Below are 19,673 nucleotides of genomic sequence, written 5' to 3' on the forward strand. Positions count from 1 at the left end.
AGGCATTTCCAGACCATCTTGCAGGTTTTTACACGTATCTCGGCTCAATACCTAGACACAGCAAGCGTTTCCAGACCATCTTGCAGGTTTTTACACGTATCTCGGCTCAATACCAAAATTTTCTTAGAGGAAAATCCCAAAGGTACGTCATTCCGCCAAATAATCTATCACTGCCTCCAAATCTAACATTGCTTGGTTAAATCTATTCAACATGGCTTCTACTACTTCTGGTTCACCATTAATATTTTGCAGTTTTTCTTTTACTACACAGTCTAGGGCTTCTATCCACAATGCTAAATTCGTATGTTGGGCTGCTTTTAATAACCCCATATTGGTAAGCACAGATAAGTGAAATCCTAAATTATCTTGTCCACCATACCCCATATACCCATTACTAAGTTCTAGTTTTTGTGGGGTAAACTCTGCATACTGGTCAAAGGTAATTCCGCTGGGTTCTAATTGTGGTTGTGGTAAAGATGGTTCACTCATAGTTTTTGTATAGTTAATTGTGATATTTGCAAAACACGGTCATTCCAATTACCAAGTTCTTTATTAACCTGATTTCTGGCTTCTGTATCGTTCCAGATTGGCTCCCATTTAAACAACCAACGGGTCAAAAACCGTCCTAAGTTTGCTAATTCAAAGGCATAATCAAATTCTATATCTGGGGCTATCCATTCAATCAAATACATTGTCTCTCTAATCAAATTTTTTACGACATCATTATTATTACTGTCTTGTAATAAACCCTGAATTTGTTTTAAGTAGTTGTTTAAAAATTCCAAGGATTAATAATTAAAACTTTAGTGCCAGCAAAATCTTTTTCGTTACGGGTAACAAGTGTAAGAGAATTTTGTACTGCGGTGGCTGCAATGAGAGAATCCATAGCAGGTAAAGGTCGTCCATTTTGTTCTAATTCTGCAACTAGGTTTCCCCATAAAATCATTGTGGCAATATCCAGACCTAAAATTCTATTTTCAAAGCGATGGGGTAGGGTTTCATTTAACCATTTTGTTAGAGATTCTTTCCGTTTAGATACAGGAAATTTACTGATACCTTTAGCAATTTCACCAATTGTAATTACGCTCAGGTAAAGTGTTTCTGGAAGTTGGGCATCTAGCCAGTCTAAAACTTGCTGATTTGGTTGTTTAGTAATAGTTTCGGATATCAAGCAAGTATCAAGAAGATAAGTCATAGGAATAAGTTATGGGATAAAAATATCACGCGGTAAACTGGTATCTCTACTCAGGTCTAATTCTTCAGCTACTTCAGTTAAAGGAGATTGACGGAAAAATTCGGATAGTTTACTTGGTTGTTTTGGAAGGATTTTGTTATTTTCATTCTCCATAGTTAGGCTTTGTGCAAGTAGTTGGATAATGTAAAGTTTATCGTTGGGCGAAAGTTGAAGAAGTTGTTGTTCAAGTTCTGAAATAACCATATTTTATTTAGGTATGGGATAATTTAATTTTGGCACATCTTCATACAGAAATAGTATAACATCTCTACAACTTGTTTTGCAGTAGCACGAACTCTGATAATTTATATCAACTAAATCATTCCTTCTCAAATATTAATTATTCCAGTTCTATTACTACATTATAACAGCATTTATCTAGTTGCTATAATTATGTTATAATAATCGTTAATTTGTGTGGTTTATAGAATTTACACAAAATATCAAATACAAGTTAGGTCAGGGTTTATGGATAGAAGTCATTACGATAAGTTAAGCGGTGAACAGAAGTTAACATTTTTAGAAAGTGCTATGGAACATTTAACCATAGATGAAAAAGCTAAGTTAGTCAAGAAATTGTTACCTGTCAAAGATGATAATAGTTTTACGGTAACAATGGGAAATTCCCAAGTTCATGCTAATACTGTTTACCAATTCAACCTTAACAGTAAAGATGAAATTGCAGATTTATGGGAGGCGATAACTGACAAAATCAGAAATAACCCTGACAATAAGGTTGAGTAGATATGCCAGAACCACAGAACCAAAATAAATCACGTCATGCAGCAGCAGACGAAGAATGCTGCGATGAAATGGCAGAAAAATACGGTTGGAAACTTGTTGACGTAGAAGAAACTGGTAACGATATACTGCCAGTAGACTGTGTATTTGAGGGCGATACAGAATTTCCCAAATCATATTACGATACTGAGGAAAAAGATGATGCGTAGATGGATTGTGTTTCGTGCTGATAAACGTCAACCAGGTTGGCAAGACAGAAAATATGCTCACACGGGTTCTTTAACCAAAACTCTAGGTGAACACTATGATTGTTCAGATACACCACTACCCGAAGTTGGTTATCGTCCCCCGGAATTTATTAAAGTTGAGCAGTTTGTTGATGCCGAATACCCAGAAGCCAAAACCCATCATCGTTTAAGTGATTGGGAAGTAACCAGTGTTGAAACCTATACTCCTGATATTTCCGGTATGGGATTTGATATGATTGTGATTTGTTATTGTAAGTATGTACCTATTAATGCAGCACTTCAACCAATGCCAGAACGACAGATGCCAGTAAAGCAAACAGTAAATGTTTAAGATTCAGAACTTCCAGGTATTTGCTTGGAAGTTTTTTTTATGGGCAACAACAATAGACAGGGATTTTCTCAGTATTTAAGTTTTTCTCTAAGAATTTCTCAGTAGTTTAGTTGAGGATAATTAATCCCACATCTAAAAATTATTTGCTTTAATCATTTTATATTATTTAATACGCATCATACGCATCACAAAATTAAGAACTCTTAGTTACTAAATTTACTAGGTTCTTGTTGTAGAATTACTCAAGAAAATTCTTAGAGAAAATTTATTATTTATGAGTTTTCTTAGAGTTTTTACTGAGTGTTATAAACTCCCTGATATTTTGTACACTGTTACCGTTGTGGATCATATTTGCAACTGCGGTAACTATTTTTGTGGCAACTCCCAAAGAGCGGTTTTTCCATTGACCATCAATTTTCTCCTTCCAATTGTATCCCCAACGCCAATGTAGATAATTGTGCTTATCGCGTTCACCTTCTACACGAGGGTAACTAACTATTGAACCATTCTTTAATTTCTTATTTTCAAGATACTGGTACAAACAACCACAGGCATGGGTTATTTCCGTATCTAAGTTTTTCTCTAAGAATTTCTCAGTAGTTAGAGTTTCCTTACCTAATTCCTCCGTATTTAAGTTTTTCTCTAAGAATTTCTCAGTAGTCAGGGTTTCCTTACCTGCTTCTTCCGTATCTAAGTTTTTCTCTAAGAATTTCTCAGTAGTTATTGACCCCGGCGATAGTTGCAAGGTATTGAACTCTATTAACTCCGATGGCGGCAACTCTGGGATCAAGAAGATTTCCTGCTGCCTGTCTTTGTTTTCTAATAGTGCCGTTGCCGGACGGGACTCCGAGGGGTCTAGCCAACTCGGCGGGATATCGTACCACTCGCTGAGGATAACCGGGTTTAGCTTAAACAGTAAGTAGATAAACATAATAAAAACGATATGTGTTTAGTTTTGTGAAAACCGTGAAACGACCTATTTGCAAGGCATTCATTGAATTTACATTTCGTCATATACCTTTAATTTTTTCTGTTTACCTACTTAGAAGCCTCTCACCTACCCAATAGGGAGGTGATGAGATGAATACGCGTGAGTGACGAATTGCCTAACGAGCAAAATTAAGCGCAGTTTAATCAGTGTTGTTGGGCGATGTTAGCGAAGCGGCACGAAGTGCGGAATGAACACTTTCTTGATTTTTTTTTCAAATATTTGATATAATTTCCAACAGTAGGTGTAACTCAATTAAATGCTGAAAAGCAGCCTATCAAAAAAGTTAAAAATTATCTCAACAAGTCCCTAGGGCATAGGGCTTTAAAGCTCGGTCAATGTCCTCATAGAGGAGTCGCCGAGAAGCCCACACTCACCTGAAAGGGAGTGTGTGGAGTATGTCACCACTTCGCCTTTGTGCAACAGTCCCAGCTTTTTCAATTGTGTTTCTAGCTTGGTTTGTCCAGGGGGTCGTCCGTTCCCAGTTGAGCTTAATGCACCGGGAGATTCCAACCAAAAGTAATCGTTGTCTAAGAAAGGGGGCTGCAAAGTGTCCTGAACATACACAAATCCATTCCGCATCGTACCCGTAGCTGTCAATGGTTGCGATCGCGCCCCTAAAATATGACCCTGTTGGTTGTCCTGGGTAGTCGGGACAAGTAAGGAGTCCGGTAACATTCTCGATGCAGAAGAATTTTGGCTGGATTCTGGTAATACTTTCAAGGACTGCGGGGAAACAGTCTCGTTCGTCGGTTGCTCCGAGTCGTTTACCGTTGATGGAAAATGGTTGACATGGTGGTGAAGCTGTAAGCACGTCAATTTGTCCTGGTTTTCTAACTGATAACCCTCGCACGTCTCCGTAGTTGTGGACACCGGGGAATCGTTTACTGAGGATGTCTGTACAGTAGTTATCGTTCTCGCAGATTCCCACAAGTTCCCAACCTGCGCGGAGTCCGGCAATTCCAAAACCTGCTCCGACTCCTGAACATAAATCGAGTTGTCGCATTTTTCCTCTAAGAAAATCAAACTGACTTTTTCGTTGACTTCAAACCACCCAATTGAAAACCCCAATTCCACTGCATTATTGACAACTGACAAATTCAGCTTCAGGGCTTGACTGAGTTCTTGTGTGGAAGCTGTTGTTCCATCACTCAAAAACAAAGCTATAAACCCTATCAGTTCCCAGTGTTCAGTAAGTTTTTTTAAATACCAATCTGGACTTAAATACTTTTGCTTAATGTGCTTTTGAAGCTGCTGCCCAGTTGTAGTTTTCAACTTCTTGTTTGCGCTGCTGTACCTCACGATTTTTGTTTTCTGTGCGTTCACCACTTCCGGGCATTTTCATGGCTTTAGCAAGGGTGCGAATATCAACTAGACGTTGCACGGTCTTATGCCAGTTCTCGCGGCTTTTTAAATCCAACTTCTGACAAACTACTGTTGAGAACCGAGTATCAAAATTATCAACTGCAATTCCTTTCCATTTTTCTCTAAAACTGTGACAACCAGGATTTTGACAGGCCACCCACAAATCACGGCTGGGATTGTAAGTTGGTATAACTACGCGCACTAGATTATCGTTGACCTTGCCTGAATCTTGACAACAGAAGCATTGCCATTTGGGATAAAAAATGTCTTTGTTTTCTAGCTGTTCTTCAGGTCTGACTGGGATGGGTATAAGCTGTTCAAATTCATTCTTCATGATTACAAGTCCCAAATAATCTTCTTGGCATAAGCCCAGTCATAAAAAGCTATGCGTCGTTGTATCTCGTCTTGGTCATTAATTTCATAGAAGAACGAAACATAGCCGATATTCCGAATGAAGTTTAGCCATTCTTCTTTTTGCGGGTGGTTCTCCCATTTACTGTCCTCTGTGGATGAAACTTTGCCTTGGGATTTTTCCCACTGCGATCGCAATTCCTCAAGATGCGCTTCAATCCATTTTTGGGGCAATGTCGGAGGGTGCGGTAATTTGTTGACTTTATCTAAAGCAAATTTTTCAAATTTCTCTCTCTCGCCATCTGATAAGTCTGAGAGAAAGTTTGTGTAAGTTTGTTTAGTTTGATTAGTCTGAGGAGCAGGAAAATTCTTTATAGGTAAAGGTTCTAGCTGTTCTTCGGGGCTAAAATAAGCTTCTTCAGGGCGTAAATAATCTTCTTTGGGGCTTAAATAATCTTCTTCGGGGCTTAAATAATCTTCTTCGGGGCTTAAATAATCTTCTTTGGGGCTTAAATAAGCCGAACGGTTATCCTGACTGGGTTTGGGCTTAGATTTAGACTGAGATTTTAACCGATCTGCCTCAGCTTTAGCATTAGCAGCAGTAGTGTTATGACCCTGAATGACCACAGTGCGATATTCATAAAGCCCCAAGCTCCGAAGTTTTCTTAAATCTTTTTCAACGGATTCTACTGAACCTCCTACAGCTATTGCTATTTCTGCAATAGAAGGCAAATCGTGATATTTGACCTCACCATCAGCGGTATAATCAGCAAAAGGGTCAATAAGCATTAAATAAAGCCAAAGACGACACTGACTGCCTGTTAGCTTTTTGGTAATGACCACAGCAGCATCGCGCTTAGAAATCATGAAATAACCTTGCATTCTTGATTCCTCAATAGGTTCTGGATAACGAATAGTACGAGTTTTGGTTTTCATGGCTAATGCACCCCCAAAGTAATTGAGAGTAAATAACTGGTTATTGCTTCTGGTTTAAAAATCTTGGTGAGTATGGCTACGTTACGCAATCTATCACCACAGTCAAACCCTAAAACCTTGAAAATACCTGATGAGAATACTTTCAAGGCATTGGATTGTAGAAAAACACTGGTGATAAAGTCCAGTAAATCCGGTTTTATTGATGCTAAAGTCCAACAATCTCCTAGTGCGGACTGGAGACAGTTGAAAAATCCCTGTCTATGGTGCATAATTAAGTTAAGAAATTTATTTTTTTGAACTTTTGCCCTAGCCAGTGTTAATGGTTAAGGCTTTTTTTTATGTTTTGTTAGAATTTGAGTTCCCCCTGTTGCTAAATGACAATAATTTGATTAGAATTGATTTATATCTATAAGCAATTCCCTGAGTTAGACATTCAATTGAGTCTTATACTGCTGTGGTACTGTTGGCAAAGCCTCACAATATTGATAATAGTAAATATTACACCTTTTTTTAAATAAATCAATGACTCGTACAGAAATTTTAGTTATTGCCCTAAAGAGAGCGATCGCACGGGGTGCAAGAGCGTCACACATAGCACAGAAATCAGGTGTTAACCCTGCCGTGATTTCACGGTTAATGTCTGGACAACAGCAAGACATCATGACTGAGTTTTATTTCAGTATCCTAGATTGCTTAGACGATGATATTCGGAAAGAAGCACTGACCAGACTGGGGATAAAAAGCGAAGTTGACCCCCAGGAAATGGTGAAATACCTCAAAGGTCGTGAAATAGCGAAAATGATTCCCTTTTTAGACAGAGAAGATAGGGCAGATATCATGCAAGCACTGGCATTGTCATTACGTTCTTCGGATCAGAAAGTTTGTGTTTAAACAGAGTTAAATCACTAAATATAATTAGTAACAAATAAAACTTCAATATCCGCTAAAACTTGTTGTAAATTAAGTATGGGTATCATTGAATAAATACTATAAGTTTTAGTGATAGATTCTTGGTGAGTGTAGCGTATTAAACCGTCAATTATTGCTACATTTAGATTGTAAACATTGACTGAATAGCGATATTGATAGGTTATTCTTGCAAGAAAAAGCTAGGATATTCTTACATCATGAAGTTCATACAAGTCAAGAATAAAGAAAAATAGAGAGTAGTAGGGTGAGTCAAGATAGTTTGAAACAAATTCTCAATGAATGTAATAAACTTGACGGTGCAATAATTACCGATGTGATTAAAAATTTAACTCATAAATTAAAAGATCAGGAAAAATCTACTCTCTTAGAGCAGCTTGCTTCTGATGTGAGTCCAGAGGTCAAAGCAACTTTGGTAAAGCGGTTGTTGGGTGATGGTGGATTACAAGTAACATTTGGACAATCCCACGTAAACGTTACCAATTTCTATAACATTCAGTCTGCTTCTACAGAACAGTTATCAGATATTGTCTTAGCCATTGCCGATATCATCAGAAAGTCTTAGTTTTTACCTATAGTTTTTACCTATACCAGGGTATTACCATTCTACTTTGTGCCACATTCAATAATTTATTGACTATATTTCTTGGTAAAAATACTGAGTCTTAGTTTTCCTGTATAGATATTTTATATTTAAACTATAGATTTTTTGATATTGTAAGTATATGAATATAATTACGTAAAGTCAACTTTACTTTCAAGGCTGGCTTTACTGCAATAGCATGGCAAAAAGAACCAAGTTTATAAAACTTTTAGAGCGACGAAGTTTAACTCAAGAAAAGTTTGTGGAACTTGTACAGGATGCCTGGAGTACCATTTCTGGGCGTTCATTATCTCGTCAGGCTGTCAGCAGTTGGGTAAATGGTCATGCAGTTCCCAAACTATCCCCCACAGAAACCCTAGCAATCATCGAAATCCTTGAATGTACCCTGACTGAACTTGCACTTGCTTTTCCTCATGAGGGTCAGTAACTCAGCCCTAAAGGGACTGAGCTTGTAATAAATTGCAAGCTGTACTGACCAGTCTAAGTCTTAACTGACTACGTTTTTTGAGTCACGACACCCTGGAATGCGAAGCCAGTTCCCTGCTCTGTCATTTGCAATTAAACAGTTTTAAAGTCACTGAAACAGTGTTGCAAATTTAAAAAGCTCTTAAAACATTGACGAGGCTAACATTACCCGCAAGGAGGGACTTTATGTCCAAAGTATTTGTAATTGACACTGACAAACGACCATTAGATCCAATCCATTCAGCACAAGCTAGGCAACTATTAAGAAACAAAAAAGCAGCCGTATTCAGACAATTCCCATTCACGATTATCCTCAAAGAATCACGTCCAGATTCACCAGTATCACCTCTAAGATTAAAGATTGACCCTGGTGCAAAATTCACAGGAATGGCATTAGTTAACGACTCGACTGGAGAGGTTATATTTGCAGCCGAATTAAAACATAAGTAGGTCGGCGTTAAAAAATCAATCTATGTAACGAAATATAAATTAACGAATACCTTATAAATAGGGTGTTTCACGGTTTTTACAAAACTAAACATATATCGATTTTATTGGGCCGACTTACTTAGAGGTTTTGCAATTCGAGATGCTTTAACTTCTAGACGACAATTAAGACGTTCTAGACGTGCCAAAAAAAACCGTTACAGACAACCAAGATTCTTGAATAGAACCCGTCCAGAGGGATGGTTAGCACCAAGCTTACAAAGTCGGGTTGAGAATATCAAAACTTGGGTGAAAAAGTTGCGCCAATTTGCACCAATTGGGGCGATTAGTCAGGAGTTGGTACGGTTCGATATGCAGTTAATGACTAATCCTGATATTCAAGGTAAGGAATATCAACAGGGAACTTTAGCTGGTTACGAAACCAGAGAATACTTACTAGAAAAGTGGAATAGACAATGTGCCTACTGTGGAGTGAAAGACGTTCCTTTTCAAGTAGAGCATATTCATCCACGAGCCAAGGGTGGTAGTGATTCAATTACAAATCTCACTTTAAGTTGTGAAAAATGTAACACCAAAAAAGGAACGAAAGATATTAAAGATTTTCTCAAAAAAGACCCATCAAAATTGGAAAAAATATTGAAACAAGCAAAAAGACCACTAGCTGATGCAGCCGCAGTAAACACAACTCGTTTTGCATTACTATTCGTTTTAAAAGCGACTGGATTACCTGTAGAAACGGGTTCAGGAGGTTTAACTAAATTCAATCGTAGTCAACAGAAAGTAGAGAAAACGCACTGGATTGACGCGGCTTGTGTTGGTCAATCAACTCCAATTCTCAATATCAAAGGTGTTAAACCATTGCTAATTACAGCTAATGGTCACGGCACTAGACAATCTTGCAGAACTGACAAACATGGATTCCCAAATCGTCACTGTTCTAGAACTAAATTTCATTTTGGGTTTCAAACAGGAGACATCGTTAAATCAGTCGTCAAAACTGGTAAAAAAATTGGCGAATATATTGGAAGAATTGCTACTCGCGCGATAGGAAGTTTCAATATCTCAACTAGAAATGGATTAGTCCAAGGAATTAGTTATAAAACCTGTAAAACTATCCACCAAAAAGATGGTTATGGCTACTCAAATTAAAAGATTCAATGCCTTTATTACCGCCCGTGTCGCTTCCCTCTCAGCACGCTTTGTGTCTGAGTTTCCCACTTACCGCGAGGTCTTATGATTCTTAATCTTGACAATGTAAACTTAACCTTACATACTTTATATAGATATTAAGGTGCGCTATGAAACTACCAACAACATTTCAGGAACTCGACCTCACCGGATTTGATATCGAAACCAAACAGTACAATAGTATTACTAAATCAATGGTTGATATTGCTTGTGCCGTGTTGAAAAAGAATCAGGTCGGTATTGTTATCCGTAGCGTACAATCAGCTTTAAAATATATTTACGGTATTGGTGGTAGTTCTGACACGGTTTGCGATTTATTACGTCAATGGCGGACTGAGAACATGGCACTTAAAAGAAATGAAAAAGGACTGATTTCGGCAATTCTGGAATCTGTTGATGACGGTGTACTCGATGTGTCCGATATTCCAGGTGATTATTTGACTGCTATGAATCAATGGGCGAACTGCTTGCAGCAGCGCTTCGCTATCGCTGTTTATAAACTCGCTTACCAAAACGCCGATTCCTCTATTTCTGGTGATAAGGTTAAATATTTGACTACTGAGAATGAATTGTTAAAACAACAACTGTTTCCGGGAGTAAGGTTGTAAACCTGTCTTCACCAAAGCCAAAGGGCTTTTTGGAAATGCCAGATAGACTTTGAATTTGTTAATGAAATAGAGTTTTAAAAACTGGTAGTTAATTGTAATGATTAAGTAAGTCGGCCCAATAAAATCGATATATGTTTAGTTTTGTAAAAACCGTGAAACACCCTATTTATAAGGTATTCGTTAATTTATATTTCGTTACATAGATTGATTTTTTAACGCCGACCTACTTAGTCATCATTGTATCAATGATTTTCAATAGCTTAACGATTTGTTCTTTTGTTAACCCTTGCTCGTAAGGTTCTCGAATTAACTTCCATTTCCATGCTTACCATTCAGTAAGATTACTGGTTGTGGCTTTAGTCTTTAAGTGTGCTATTGTGATGATAGCAAAGGGATTATTACTAGATTCTAGTTCATCCCAACATCTATCTTGCTAAAAACTAACGGAGCAAACTGAGGGTAATTCAAACCATCAGATAAGAAATCATATTTATTTTTGTCCACTTACTGATATATCAGGTGATAGTAAATGAAAGATTCAGAAATTATGTCAAAATTATTAGAGCTTTTAGCTGATTTCGGTGAAGTTGCTTTAGATGTAACTTTGGAAGAAGGATTGTTGAAAGATATACCTGTTCATTGGCATTTGCTGATGAAGACAAAATATATACCTGTGGACAGACTTCCGCGTATATTAGACCTGATGGGCGTAATCCGGCTTGCTATGTAGGGGATAGAATTAGATACGCTCATGAAAAAGCGAGACAAATTGAAGAACAATGTAGGTCTATGGATTCACGCGCCTGTTATGTTGACTTCATGAACAGATTTTAGTCGCGTAAACCTCGATCTTTCACCAGTGCGATCGCCATTGAAGAGTGCGGAAGGGAATAAGAAGTTTTTCATGTGTCCTGCTGTACGCAGTTCATGATGGCTACTTAAATAATAATGTATTAGTTATTAAATCAATTACAAATAGGATTCCTTATGAAATTTAAATTAACCTTGTCTGCCATTGCATTAGCATTATTACCTTGTCTTCCTGCAAAAGCAGATTTCTTTACAGCAGTAGTTACAAACAAAGGTTGGTGGGAAGTTGATACAGACTCTATTGAGCATCTTGACAATGGGACCGCAAGATTTATTAGTAGACAGATTAAAAACTCTCAAATAGGAAATGTTACTGCCAATTTAATAGATTGCTGGAATCCAAGAGTAATGTATCTTGCTTTTTATAATATTGATGCTCAAATGTGGAGAGACAACCCTGACCTAAAATGGTATCCTATTAAAAAGAATGGTCATGGAGAAGGAATTCAAGCATTTGTTTGTTCAACACCTGGGAGATAAGAACGGCTAACGCCTCAGTGATTGTGATGTTAATTTAGGAGTAATCTTAAAAATGTAGAGCCAAGATACATATAATTCCGGCAAGATGGAATTCTATAAGACTTCCTATTCCAAAAAGAAGTGCTGGGGCAATGATTCAAGAGTTTGTCTGTTCTACACCTGGTAATTAACAGGGGCTAACGCCCCGGTTATGGTGAGAGGTAATTAGGAGTAATCTTAAAAATAGAGCCAAGATACATATAATTCCGGCAAGATGGAATTTTATAAAACTAAAGTGATTGGAGCAATGATGATTTGTGAATCCTAGTTAACTAATTCCTGACTTTCATACTTACTTATCACATATACTAGGGCGTTAGTCCTTTGATTGTACCATGAAAAAATTCAAAAGTCAACAGTACCTTAACTGTTTAAGAGGTAGCTTATTAATCATCAAAACAACCCTTTAGTTAAGTATTATCTTGTATCCTTTAACTCCCTCCTTCTTTTGTGAGAGTATTTGCATTTGATTCAGAAGTCCGAGAATATCTGTAAAAACTCTAATCACCAAGGAGACGGATTTCTAAATGCAGCGGCAATTGCCGCTTGAGATATGAGGCAAAAGAAAACACAGAATACACACGAACAACGCTAATTCTCGAATTAGCGTTTTTTTTATCGAAGAAAAATATGAAAAGATACAAAAAAACAAACATTACTCTTGTTGTTGGTATAGCTGGTATTTTTGTCAGCGGATCTGTTGGTGTAGTAGTAGCAAAGCATATTCTTTCTGTAGTTGAATCATCTAACTGCGGAGCATCGGTAAACTTCAAATCTTCTCCATCATCCTTTTTGGAATTTCAAATTAGAAAAGAGCCTTGTAGCAATTCCCCTGAAACAGCAGCTAAATAGGAAATACATTTAAGTAATGGCTGAAAGCTAAGTATCACAATGCTTTCAGCACTTATTTTGATTCCTTAGCGTATATTTTCCAGTTTTGGCACAGTCTAGCCAGATATAAACGAAGAAGACTTTATTAGTTGTGTGAAATCACTGGAAATCATAAAGAAAGAGAATAAATCCCTTCCTTTATGACTTTGTTAATCTACTAAATCTTTCCCCATTTGTGACTAAAGCAACTAACAGGACATTTTCCGATTACTTCAAAAAATTTCTCTGTGTTGTTATTAGTGCTACTAACTCCAGATCCAGTTCCTCGTAAGGGAATAAAAAGTCTGTAAAGATCGCCACTGTGTTTTTGAATTGTTACTTTCATTACTAAAAATTTTGATAATTCAGATCGCAAAAAATCTGTACTTTCTGGATCAAAACCTTGAGTGTTAAAGTAAATTCCTTTATCATGCCAATTTCCATCGTCTACATACCATCTCAAAATTAAATCTTTTGTCAAAACTAAATCTTGTGGAACAATCTTTTTACCGTCTGGATACCATTTATTTCTTAACTCTGTAAATAGATTATTAGATGGACTTCTAAAAGAAACACGATGGTATGATTTATCTGTTCTTTTGTCATAATTATCACCTACTTGTAGCTTACAAGCAGCAAATGACTCTGTGTTATTTATAATCCATTGAGCGTAGTCTTCATGTTTCGTAACAAAGTTGAAAGTAGCATCTCGATTACAGTCTTTTCCTGTTACAAAAATACTTCCATCACCTAGCAAGTGACCTTGAATTAAATCCATTTCCTGTTTAATGCAATTTGTCAAAAGCACATCACTGTGGGGATATCTTTGGCGATGATGACCAAACTTTTTTACAAATTCGCGGTAGCTTTCATTCTTGTAAGAAAATAGACTCTCTTGCTCATATTGCGTTTTTTGTGGCATAATAATTTTGCTCCTATGTTGGACAAACAACTAATGGAGTAGTCGTCTTGACTGAGTGTTGGCTCACTCTTTCAAGGCGCATTTACTATTCTTAGTATACACTATTTTATTAAAATTACAGAATTTTAATATTAAAATAAACTAATTGCAAAATTATTTTTTATCTAAAATTTGATTTTTTGAAAAGTGGACTGTGCTTTACCCTTACAAAACTTGGTACACATATTTCACCCTCTTCAAAGTCCGGGGCGCAAAATACTTTTCTGCCTTTGATTCGTCCATCAGGTAATACCACATGATAATGTGCCAGGGATTCATCTAGTTGTGCCATTGTTGAATAGAATCGGATACCAGCAGCTTTAGCTAAGTTTAACCATACAGCCCTCATGCGTTCTTTGATACGAGTTACCACATAGGGATGTAACAGTAAAAGACCCGCTTTATCGGCTTTAATAATCCGAATCATCGTGTTTTCATATTCAGCTTCAGACTGGAGTTTGTCGCTACCTTCTTCGACTTCTGCCTCGGCTTCGGTTTGGTCTATTCTCAGGATTTCCGCTAGGTCAGTGATGGAATTATAGGCTTGGGATAGGCGATAGCGAAGCGCTGCTGCAAGCAGTTCGCATTTAGCTTCTAATTTACTGATGATATTATCTTTTTGTAGCACTTCAAATGAGAACCACTGGAGTAACATCCATCCTGGTTTAGCCCGGCGTAATTCCCCCTCAAACACCAAACCAAATAATAGTTTACCTTGATGATTACCTAACGCTGGTTTATTACCTTTGAGTGAAGATAAGGGAATCACTAAATCAAATTCAGAGTCATCGAGTTTGGGGTTATAACCAATAGTTCCTTTACCAATCCATTCTACTAAATTATCGTTGTTTCTGAATGCTGCTCTGAATTGTAAGGGTTTATTTTCATCAGGTTCAAGTTCTTCATCTTCTCCAGTATCTGGATTAAATTGTTGTAATGGCAGTCCCAATAATTGCATCAGTGCTTTACTAGCTTTGGCGTGACTATCCCCGGTTTCCCAATGAATATTATTGACTGCATCATCTAAGTCGTTACCATCTGCATCTTTATTTTCATCATCTACTACTACATATTTCATTTGTTTGTATACCAGTTTCTTACAACCAGTATGCAAAATGCTACCGTAAATTATACGTTTCCATTGGTCTTTAGCTGTTTCCCCAAAATACTTTTTACCGATGGTTTTTTCATTAGTGAATGTGAATCTCCCATGATTTCTAGAACCACTGGCTAAATCCAGAAAGAATGCTGCTTGATAACCTTTGGGTTTAAATGCGTTTAATGCTGATGCTTTGGTTTCTGTTGTTTCTATTTCCCCAATACAAAAATCTAATTTTGGATGTAACCCTGCTAATAATATATTTCGTAAGACTACTTTAGGTGCATTTGACCATTTATTTTCAGTGCAATTCCACACTGACCATTCAGTAACGGTGGCGATTGTGCCGACTGAACCATCTTCGATATAGCGGGTATTTGTGAATAATGTAGTCATATTAAAAATCCATGTACTCTAAACTTGATAATCCTGCTTTGTTAAAAATCCATGTATTCTAAACTTGATAATCCTTCTTTAATTGTGATAGCCGCTGCTTCGGGGATAATCACCGGAGTTTCCTGTGATATATCCAAACTTCTGGCAAGTTCTTCATTTTTGAATGTCAAGGCATAAATAAAGTCATAATTCTTATTGGTTTCGGTAATAAATCCCTCTTTCAATGTTTGTATATCCTCCATTTTCTCGTCACCAATTACCCTGGTACAACAGATATCGGGTTCTGTTTGGGATGCCAATAATCCCAGTATCAAGATAAAATCACCGAGTTGATTTCTTTTAGCCATTTTGATAGCAATAATCACCAGGATTGCTGCTGCTAAAATATAAGGAGCGCAAGCTGTTAATAAACCCCATGCCCCGGCAAACATTCCAGTATTATTGAAAACTGCTGGTAATAAATCTTTTACTGTTCTTAGTAATCCCCCAGTAATATAACGAATTGCTTCACCTCCGGGAATATCCAATCGTTTTAAGATTATAGAAATCGTAGTATTTTTTAACGCTTCAACGAAAACTCCCGGTAATTGCACTCCCTTTAAAATAAATGTTGTCAGAATACTTTCGGTAATCTTTTTCAATACTTCAATGGCGTTGATTGTTGTCGGTATATCCACAGGAACAATTGCACCATAAGCACTAGAAATATTTCCAAATTGTGATTTAATTGTGTCTTCTTTATAATTATTTTCTTCTTTATTAGATAACAATTTCCCCACTTTTCTGCATAGTTTTTTGATACCGTTAATTGCAGGATTAACAATCTTGCTTTTCAGAAACTTCAACAGTCCTGATTTATCCTTGTGTTCTTGTCTCGCTTCTGCCCGTGCTGTCTTGGATTCATCTTTACCTAAAACCAATTCTTTGATTTTTTGTAAAGCATCCGCAAGTTCTTCTTTGACTTTATCTAGGAGTCCTTGAAATATATTGACAATTTTGAGGTTGTCCTGGGGGAAATCAGCGATAGCGAAGCGCTCCGTAGGAATCGCCGATGGAAATTCCTGCTCTGTTTTCTCCCTAATTGCCACAAAGTGATTCCTTACTTCCTGTGGTACAGGGTCTTCTTGTTCATCAAATTGGGATAATAAACTATCATAAGCATTGAGCATTAATGTTTTTAAATCTTCAATTTGTTGAGAAAACCAATCTTTATTTACTTGTTCTACAGATTTAATTCTGTCATAAACTGAATCATCGTTATCATAACCACTACTATTAATATGCTTCCAATTAATCAATATATTATTAACTTCTACGGACGCTTTATAAGTTTCGATATTCGCTGGGCGTTGTCCAATTGCATCAAGTTTTTGTTGTCCAACCGCACTTGGATTACCGTGTACTTTAGAATTAAAAACTTTGTTTACACCATAACAAGATTGTAGGATTTCCGCAGAAGCATAGCCAACTTCATCGTCTAATTCTGATTTAGAAAAGTAATTAATAATCGCTTTTAGTGAAGGTAAATTATCTTGCGAGTAAACTACTGGTTGAATTGAATCAAACCAATCCTCTTTATTTGACAAAGCTTGCACAACTTCTGTGGGGACTCTTAACCCACCCTTGTTCACCCAAATTCCATCGGTTATTTGACTTAAAACTTCTTCTGGTGTCATGGTCTATCAATTTAATTTAGTAAATAAAAATATGTTAAGGATGCTAATGCTATCGCTTTGGGGTTGTGTTGTTGTTAGTTAATATCATGACCACTGCATTCGTTAAACGTACAGGAATCAACCCTTTAAAATCAATTGAACTCACTGTTGAGCAATTAAATATACTATTGAATGAACCCCGAATTACTGGAGTTGTTGATATTTCAGGTTCAGGTAAGTTAATTGTCAACTGTGAAGACGGTTTGGCTAGGATGATTGGGTTTTCTGATAATGAAATAATTTGGTTTGATAGTTATTCAGATCAGGATTAGTAGAAAAAAGGGAATAGGCATGAGTCAATCTATTCCCAGCACTTCATCATCTATTAACTGAAATCTAGCCATTGTTTGATTTTAACACAAGCACTAATAAAATCAAGCTTTATATAGTGAAATGAAGATTACAAAAATCATTGATGCTATCGCTTTTTAATGTTGGTATTTTTGAGATTTAATGATGAATAAAATCAATTTTGCGGGTATTGAAGGTAAGGTTTTACAAGTTAGTCCACATGGGAATTATCAGGTGGTGGAACTTAGCGATAGCGAAGCGCTCCGTAGGAATCGCATAACCATTGTCGGCACTTACTCGAACAAGTTTCATTGGCCAGAATCCACCGATGAAAGTTCTGGATTCACTAGCTTTATCACTTACATTGGTTTGAAACAACAAGAGTTCCCCAGATTTAGAGATTGGGTAATTGTCAATAATGGCTATTTCGAGGGAGACGACGGCACACCCCGACAATCCAAACGAGTCCGCAGATTTCCACTGGAGATTAAGGTGAGGGGGTTACTCGCTGAATCTGTTGTTGAGTTGATTCATGGGGAAATTGGATAATGTTTGAAAATGCAGGTGACAGTTACCAATTAAGGTAATTGAGGATTGAAACCAGCAATAACAAATAGCAAATAGCGTTATTGATTATCGGTAATGCTATTGCTTAATGTTCAATAATATAGGGGATTGTATCATGATTGGACAATTATTCACCACTGGAATTGGTATTTATCAAATGTATCCCGGTGATGATAACAAATGGATTGCCCAAGTTGATTTTGAGGATGAAAGTCATGCCCAATTAGGTGGTGTAAAGGGGACTTTAGCAACTAAATATGGTGATAATTTATTGGAGTCTGTGAAAACAGTTAAACAGGATGCCCAGAATTTGGGAATTAGAATGTTGACATTACCTGATACTAAATTCAAACTCTATGTTAAACGATTGTTTGTTGATAAAACTGAGGTATGGAAACAAATTGAAGGGGTAGCCCAAGAACTCGATTTAGAAGTTGTGTCTTGTTTACCTGAATAAGTGTTTGATTTGCTGGTTAAATCTAGTGGTTTTTTCTTGGCAGATAATTTTATGAATATCCCCATTGGTGACAAGTTAAGGAAAAGGGAAAATTGTCAAGGGTGGTATTTGGAGTGGTCAAAAACAGAGGGTTTTATCACTTTTATTTTTGGTTACAATTAATTGATAAAAAAGTTGACTTTATTACGAGAATAAAAAAAGGAGCAGCAATCAAGGTAGAACAAATATTTACAGATAGTTATGGATTGCGAGACCGAAAGATATGTCTGGCTTGAAGGCACTAAAAAGACTCCATTTATCACTTTACGTTTGATTGAAGTGCGGTCAGGAAAAACATGGCATTCCTATTTAACCAGCGTGTTAGATCCTAATGTTTTACCTCCTTATGTGGTAGCGGATTTATATCGGCAACGTTGGCGGATTGAAGATGCTTTTAATATAGTAAAAAGACTCTTGGGGTTAAGTTATTTATGGACGGGTTCAATTAATGGAATTAAATTGCAGATTTGGGCAACTTGGATATTTTATGCGGTTTTAGTCGATTTAGGTGATGCTGTAGCTGACGAACTTTCTCTCCCCTTTGATGATATTTCATTAGAAATGATTTATCGTGGTCTTTATCATTTTACAATGGCTCATCAAAAAGGTAAGGCAACCGAAGAAAGTTAAGTATTTTGCTGACCCTCAAAATCGAGATTTAGGTATTATCAAACAGAAACGAAAACCAAATGTTAAGTTAATTGTCGCGCCTTTTCCTGATCTCCAGCGGGGGTCTGACGAGTTTTTTTTCAATAATTATCCAAAAACCGCTTGACAAAAGACTTATAGCCTTAACTTGTCACCAATGTTCCCATACTCTGTATGGGAACGAGATTATACATTATTTATTTGTAGGAGTTGGGGAAGGAAGATTAGGTAATGGTTGTATATCAATCTTTTCTGCTGGTTGTTTCCATTCAGATATGTCTCGATTGACTGCATTTACAAAATCTTTAGACACTAACAATAAGTTCATATTTTTGTTACTATCAGCTTGAGCATATAAAAATTGATTATTAAAATCACCTTTACCTAAAATCAATTGATGGCTTTGTTGATTTTTTAGTTTAATATCAATAGTTGCTACAGGTTTATCTAAAGCAAATTCTGATAATTCAGCGGATGAAATTAATACTGTTCTTTCACTTTTACCGTTAACTAATAAATCCATTAAGTAAGAAACAATTGCATCATTTGCTAGTGCTGATATGGGAGATTTGATTTCCCATTGGGGTTTTTCAGATGTATTTCTTCTTTCTAGTTGTAATGTTGTCTCCTTAATTTTAATTGTTAAAGATTGGACATCATCAGCGGTAAAAGCGAAAATTTTCTGGTTTTGGATTTTTATTTCTGCTTGCTGATTTTTTCCTTTGATTTCATGAAAGTAGACAAAACCACCCAAACCCAGGGCTAAAAGTATTAAAATCAAAGTTGTTTTTGGAAATTTCATATTGAA

The 19,673-nt window shown here is 36.7% G+C and carries 26 protein-coding genes and 3 pseudogenes; 15 read left to right on the forward strand and 14 right to left on the reverse strand.

All coding sequences use genetic code 11. The features are described 5' to 3' along the window. Positions 1-147 precede the first annotated feature (147 nt). The 4 genes from BMF77_RS10385 to BMF77_RS10400 are packed head-to-tail and all read right to left on the reverse strand — an operon-like array spanning position 148 to position 1,438. Positions 148-489, reverse strand: coding sequence for a hypothetical protein (locus BMF77_RS10385; RefSeq protein ID WP_148762644.1), 342 nt, complete (start codon positions 487-489; stop codon positions 148-150). Further along, positions 486-785: a hypothetical protein gene (locus BMF77_RS10390; protein WP_246863117.1), complete on the reverse strand. Its 300-nt coding sequence runs from the start codon at positions 783-785 to the stop codon at positions 486-488. Before BMF77_RS10390 ends, BMF77_RS10385 begins: the two co-directional genes overlap by 4 nt. Then, positions 773-1,195, reverse strand: a complete 423-nt coding sequence (locus BMF77_RS10395; protein ID WP_148762646.1) for a type II toxin-antitoxin system VapC family toxin — start codon at positions 1,193-1,195, stop codon at positions 773-775. The genes BMF77_RS10390 and BMF77_RS10395 overlap by 13 nt, the downstream gene beginning before the upstream one ends. Positions 1,196-1,204: 9 nt before the next feature. After that, complete coding sequence (locus tag BMF77_RS10400) at positions 1,205-1,438, reverse strand: hypothetical protein (RefSeq protein WP_148762648.1); 234 nt, start codon at positions 1,436-1,438, stop codon at positions 1,205-1,207. Between the two features lie 264 nt (positions 1,439-1,702). On the opposite strand from BMF77_RS10400, the gene BMF77_RS10405 reads away from it, so the two are divergent. The 3 genes from BMF77_RS10405 to BMF77_RS10415 are packed head-to-tail and all read left to right on the forward strand — an operon-like array spanning position 1,703 to position 2,554. Further along, the gene (locus BMF77_RS10405; protein WP_148762649.1) at positions 1,703-1,978 is read left to right on the forward strand and encodes a hypothetical protein; all 276 of its coding nucleotides are present in this window, start codon (positions 1,703-1,705) and stop codon (positions 1,976-1,978) included. A 2-nt stretch (positions 1,979-1,980) separates the two neighbouring features. Then, on the forward strand, positions 1,981-2,184 hold the full coding sequence (locus tag BMF77_RS10410; RefSeq protein ID WP_053539759.1) for a hypothetical protein: 204 nt from the start codon (positions 1,981-1,983) through the stop codon (positions 2,182-2,184). Then, entirely contained in the window at positions 2,174-2,554 is a 381-nt protein-coding gene (locus BMF77_RS10415; RefSeq protein WP_246863118.1) for a hypothetical protein, read from the forward strand. The genes BMF77_RS10410 and BMF77_RS10415 overlap by 11 nt, the downstream gene beginning before the upstream one ends. A gap of 268 nt (positions 2,555-2,822) precedes the next feature. Here BMF77_RS10415 and BMF77_RS10420 read toward each other — a convergent pair whose 3' ends face one another. The 5 genes from BMF77_RS10420 to BMF77_RS27270 form a co-directional block, all read right to left on the reverse strand. Further along, the gene (locus tag BMF77_RS10420; protein ID WP_246863119.1) at positions 2,823-3,485 is read right to left on the reverse strand and encodes a hypothetical protein; all 663 of its coding nucleotides are present in this window, start codon (positions 3,483-3,485) and stop codon (positions 2,823-2,825) included. Positions 3,486-3,915: 430 nt separating this feature from the next. Beyond that, positions 3,916-4,548 carry a DNA cytosine methyltransferase gene (locus tag BMF77_RS10425; protein ID WP_148762651.1) on the reverse strand — a complete coding sequence of 211 codons (633 nt, stop codon included), beginning with the start codon at positions 4,546-4,548 and terminating at the stop codon, positions 3,916-3,918. A 228-nt stretch (positions 4,549-4,776) separates the two neighbouring features. Next, on the reverse strand, positions 4,777-5,241 hold the full coding sequence (locus tag BMF77_RS10430) for a hypothetical protein (RefSeq protein ID WP_148762653.1): 465 nt from the start codon (positions 5,239-5,241) through the stop codon (positions 4,777-4,779). Positions 5,242-5,243: 2 nt separating this feature from the next. Then, positions 5,244-6,194 carry a hypothetical protein gene (locus BMF77_RS10435; protein WP_148762655.1) on the reverse strand — a complete coding sequence of 317 codons (951 nt, stop codon included), beginning with the start codon at positions 6,192-6,194 and terminating at the stop codon, positions 5,244-5,246. A 2-nt stretch (positions 6,195-6,196) separates the two neighbouring features. Continuing rightward, positions 6,197-6,463, reverse strand: coding sequence for a hypothetical protein (locus tag BMF77_RS27270; RefSeq protein ID WP_148762657.1), 267 nt, complete (start codon positions 6,461-6,463; stop codon positions 6,197-6,199). Between the two features lie 253 nt (positions 6,464-6,716). Here BMF77_RS27270 and BMF77_RS10445 point away from each other — a divergent pair, with 253 nt between their 5' ends. From BMF77_RS10445 to BMF77_RS10470, 5 genes and pseudogenes are all read left to right on the forward strand, one after another. Then, the gene (locus BMF77_RS10445) at positions 6,717-7,085 is read left to right on the forward strand and encodes a hypothetical protein (protein WP_148762659.1); all 369 of its coding nucleotides are present in this window, start codon (positions 6,717-6,719) and stop codon (positions 7,083-7,085) included. A gap of 283 nt (positions 7,086-7,368) precedes the next feature. Next, on the forward strand, positions 7,369-7,686 hold the full coding sequence (locus tag BMF77_RS10450; RefSeq protein ID WP_148762660.1) for a hypothetical protein: 318 nt from the start codon (positions 7,369-7,371) through the stop codon (positions 7,684-7,686). 217 nt (positions 7,687-7,903) lie between these two features. Next, on the forward strand, positions 7,904-8,152 hold the full coding sequence (locus BMF77_RS10455) for a transcriptional regulator (RefSeq protein ID WP_148762662.1): 249 nt from the start codon (positions 7,904-7,906) through the stop codon (positions 8,150-8,152). 224 nt (positions 8,153-8,376) lie between these two features. Beyond that, a pseudogene (gene iscB, locus BMF77_RS10465) lies at positions 8,377-9,786 on the forward strand (RNA-guided endonuclease IscB). Positions 9,787-9,935: 149 nt separating this feature from the next. After that, on the forward strand, positions 9,936-10,433 hold the full coding sequence (locus BMF77_RS10470; protein WP_148762664.1) for a hypothetical protein: 498 nt from the start codon (positions 9,936-9,938) through the stop codon (positions 10,431-10,433). Positions 10,434-10,662: 229 nt separating this feature from the next. Here BMF77_RS10470 and BMF77_RS27855 read toward each other — a convergent pair. Beyond that, positions 10,663-10,854: pseudogene (locus BMF77_RS27855) on the reverse strand (hypothetical protein); the annotation flags it as partial. A gap of 108 nt (positions 10,855-10,962) precedes the next feature. Between BMF77_RS27855 and BMF77_RS10480 the strand changes: the two are divergent. The 3 genes from BMF77_RS10480 to BMF77_RS10495 all read left to right on the forward strand — a co-directional run bounded on the left by BMF77_RS10480 (position 10,963) and on the right by BMF77_RS10495 (position 12,674). Next, positions 10,963-11,163: a hypothetical protein gene (locus BMF77_RS10480; protein WP_148762666.1), complete on the forward strand. Its 201-nt coding sequence runs from the start codon at positions 10,963-10,965 to the stop codon at positions 11,161-11,163. A gap of 257 nt (positions 11,164-11,420) precedes the next feature. After that, entirely contained in the window at positions 11,421-11,783 is a 363-nt protein-coding gene (locus tag BMF77_RS10490) for a CNP1-like family protein (protein ID WP_148762668.1), read from the forward strand. A 669-nt stretch (positions 11,784-12,452) separates the two neighbouring features. Continuing rightward, positions 12,453-12,674 carry a hypothetical protein gene (locus BMF77_RS10495; protein ID WP_015081647.1) on the forward strand — a complete coding sequence of 74 codons (222 nt, stop codon included), beginning with the start codon at positions 12,453-12,455 and terminating at the stop codon, positions 12,672-12,674. A 196-nt stretch (positions 12,675-12,870) separates the two neighbouring features. Here the strand turns inward: BMF77_RS10495 and BMF77_RS10500 are convergent, their stop codons facing one another. From BMF77_RS10500 to BMF77_RS10510, 3 genes are all read right to left on the reverse strand, one after another. Continuing rightward, positions 12,871-13,614, reverse strand: a complete 744-nt coding sequence (locus BMF77_RS10500) for an endonuclease (protein ID WP_148762670.1) — start codon at positions 13,612-13,614, stop codon at positions 12,871-12,873. Between the two features lie 160 nt (positions 13,615-13,774). Continuing rightward, complete coding sequence (locus tag BMF77_RS10505) at positions 13,775-15,148, reverse strand: hypothetical protein (protein ID WP_210422260.1); 1,374 nt, start codon at positions 15,146-15,148, stop codon at positions 13,775-13,777. 41 nt (positions 15,149-15,189) lie between these two features. Continuing rightward, on the reverse strand, positions 15,190-16,824 hold the full coding sequence (locus BMF77_RS10510) for a hypothetical protein (RefSeq protein WP_148762672.1): 1,635 nt from the start codon (positions 16,822-16,824) through the stop codon (positions 15,190-15,192). Between the two features lie 86 nt (positions 16,825-16,910). On the opposite strand from BMF77_RS10510, the gene BMF77_RS10515 reads away from it, so the two are divergent. From BMF77_RS10515 to BMF77_RS10530, 4 genes and pseudogenes are all read left to right on the forward strand, one after another. Then, positions 16,911-17,135 carry a hypothetical protein gene (locus BMF77_RS10515; protein ID WP_148762674.1) on the forward strand — a complete coding sequence of 75 codons (225 nt, stop codon included), beginning with the start codon at positions 16,911-16,913 and terminating at the stop codon, positions 17,133-17,135. Between the two features lie 181 nt (positions 17,136-17,316). Continuing rightward, the gene (locus tag BMF77_RS10520; protein ID WP_148762677.1) at positions 17,317-17,703 is read left to right on the forward strand and encodes a hypothetical protein; all 387 of its coding nucleotides are present in this window, start codon (positions 17,317-17,319) and stop codon (positions 17,701-17,703) included. A gap of 133 nt (positions 17,704-17,836) precedes the next feature. Continuing rightward, positions 17,837-18,178, forward strand: a complete 342-nt coding sequence (locus BMF77_RS10525; RefSeq protein WP_246863027.1) for a hypothetical protein — start codon at positions 17,837-17,839, stop codon at positions 18,176-18,178. Positions 18,179-18,300: 122 nt separating this feature from the next. Further along, positions 18,301-18,992 (forward strand): annotated as a pseudogene (locus BMF77_RS10530) (transposase); the annotation flags it as partial. Between the two features lie 66 nt (positions 18,993-19,058). On the opposite strand, the gene BMF77_RS10535 reads toward BMF77_RS10530, so the two are convergent. Then, the gene (locus BMF77_RS10535) at positions 19,059-19,667 is read right to left on the reverse strand and encodes a DUF4340 domain-containing protein (protein ID WP_148762681.1); all 609 of its coding nucleotides are present in this window, start codon (positions 19,665-19,667) and stop codon (positions 19,059-19,061) included. Positions 19,668-19,673 lie beyond the last annotated feature (6 nt).

Source organism: Dolichospermum sp. UHCC 0315A, assembly GCF_008121535.1.
Taxonomy (GTDB): Bacteria; Cyanobacteriota; Cyanobacteriia; order Cyanobacteriales; family Nostocaceae; genus Dolichospermum; species Dolichospermum lemmermannii.

What these genes read in the sequence shown, in the direction of transcription:
- BMF77_RS10385 (WP_148762644.1), bottom strand. Translation starts at nt 489, where the DNA reads ATGAGTGAACCATCTTTACCACAACCACAATTAGAACCCAGCGGAATT.
- BMF77_RS10395 (WP_148762646.1), bottom strand. Translation starts at nt 1,195, where the DNA reads ATGACTTATCTTCTTGATACTTGCTTGATATCCGAAACTATTACTAAA.
- BMF77_RS10400 (WP_148762648.1), bottom strand. Translation starts at nt 1,438, where the DNA reads ATGGTTATTTCAGAACTTGAACAACAACTTCTTCAACTTTCGCCCAAC.
- BMF77_RS10405 (WP_148762649.1), top strand. Translation starts at nt 1,703, where the DNA reads ATGGATAGAAGTCATTACGATAAGTTAAGCGGTGAACAGAAGTTAACA.
- BMF77_RS10410 (WP_053539759.1), top strand. Translation starts at nt 1,981, where the DNA reads ATGCCAGAACCACAGAACCAAAATAAATCACGTCATGCAGCAGCAGAC.
- BMF77_RS10415 (WP_246863118.1), top strand. Translation starts at nt 2,174, where the DNA reads ATGATGCGTAGATGGATTGTGTTTCGTGCTGATAAACGTCAACCAGGT.
- BMF77_RS10420 (WP_246863119.1), bottom strand. Translation starts at nt 3,485, where the DNA reads ATGTTTATCTACTTACTGTTTAAGCTAAACCCGGTTATCCTCAGCGAG.
- BMF77_RS10425 (WP_148762651.1), bottom strand. Translation starts at nt 4,548, where the DNA reads ATGCGACAACTCGATTTATGTTCAGGAGTCGGAGCAGGTTTTGGAATT.
- BMF77_RS10430 (WP_148762653.1), bottom strand. Translation starts at nt 5,241, where the DNA reads ATGAAGAATGAATTTGAACAGCTTATACCCATCCCAGTCAGACCTGAA.
- BMF77_RS10435 (WP_148762655.1), bottom strand. Translation starts at nt 6,194, where the DNA reads ATGAAAACCAAAACTCGTACTATTCGTTATCCAGAACCTATTGAGGAA.
- BMF77_RS27270 (WP_148762657.1), bottom strand. Translation starts at nt 6,463, where the DNA reads ATGCACCATAGACAGGGATTTTTCAACTGTCTCCAGTCCGCACTAGGA.
- BMF77_RS10445 (WP_148762659.1), top strand. Translation starts at nt 6,717, where the DNA reads ATGACTCGTACAGAAATTTTAGTTATTGCCCTAAAGAGAGCGATCGCA.
- BMF77_RS10455 (WP_148762662.1), top strand. Translation starts at nt 7,904, where the DNA reads ATGGCAAAAAGAACCAAGTTTATAAAACTTTTAGAGCGACGAAGTTTA.
- BMF77_RS10470 (WP_148762664.1), top strand. Translation starts at nt 9,936, where the DNA reads ATGAAACTACCAACAACATTTCAGGAACTCGACCTCACCGGATTTGAT.
- BMF77_RS10480 (WP_148762666.1), top strand. Translation starts at nt 10,963, where the DNA reads ATGAAAGATTCAGAAATTATGTCAAAATTATTAGAGCTTTTAGCTGAT.
- BMF77_RS10490 (WP_148762668.1), top strand. Translation starts at nt 11,421, where the DNA reads ATGAAATTTAAATTAACCTTGTCTGCCATTGCATTAGCATTATTACCT.
- BMF77_RS10495 (WP_015081647.1), top strand. Translation starts at nt 12,453, where the DNA reads ATGAAAAGATACAAAAAAACAAACATTACTCTTGTTGTTGGTATAGCT.
- BMF77_RS10500 (WP_148762670.1), bottom strand. Translation starts at nt 13,614, where the DNA reads ATGCCACAAAAAACGCAATATGAGCAAGAGAGTCTATTTTCTTACAAG.
- BMF77_RS10505 (WP_210422260.1), bottom strand. Translation starts at nt 15,148, where the DNA reads ATGACTACATTATTCACAAATACCCGCTATATCGAAGATGGTTCAGTC.
- BMF77_RS10510 (WP_148762672.1), bottom strand. Translation starts at nt 16,824, where the DNA reads ATGACACCAGAAGAAGTTTTAAGTCAAATAACCGATGGAATTTGGGTG.
- BMF77_RS10515 (WP_148762674.1), top strand. Translation starts at nt 16,911, where the DNA reads ATGACCACTGCATTCGTTAAACGTACAGGAATCAACCCTTTAAAATCA.
- BMF77_RS10520 (WP_148762677.1), top strand. Translation starts at nt 17,317, where the DNA reads ATGATGAATAAAATCAATTTTGCGGGTATTGAAGGTAAGGTTTTACAA.
- BMF77_RS10525 (WP_246863027.1), top strand. Translation starts at nt 17,837, where the DNA reads ATGATTGGACAATTATTCACCACTGGAATTGGTATTTATCAAATGTAT.
- BMF77_RS10535 (WP_148762681.1), bottom strand. Translation starts at nt 19,667, where the DNA reads ATGAAATTTCCAAAAACAACTTTGATTTTAATACTTTTAGCCCTGGGT.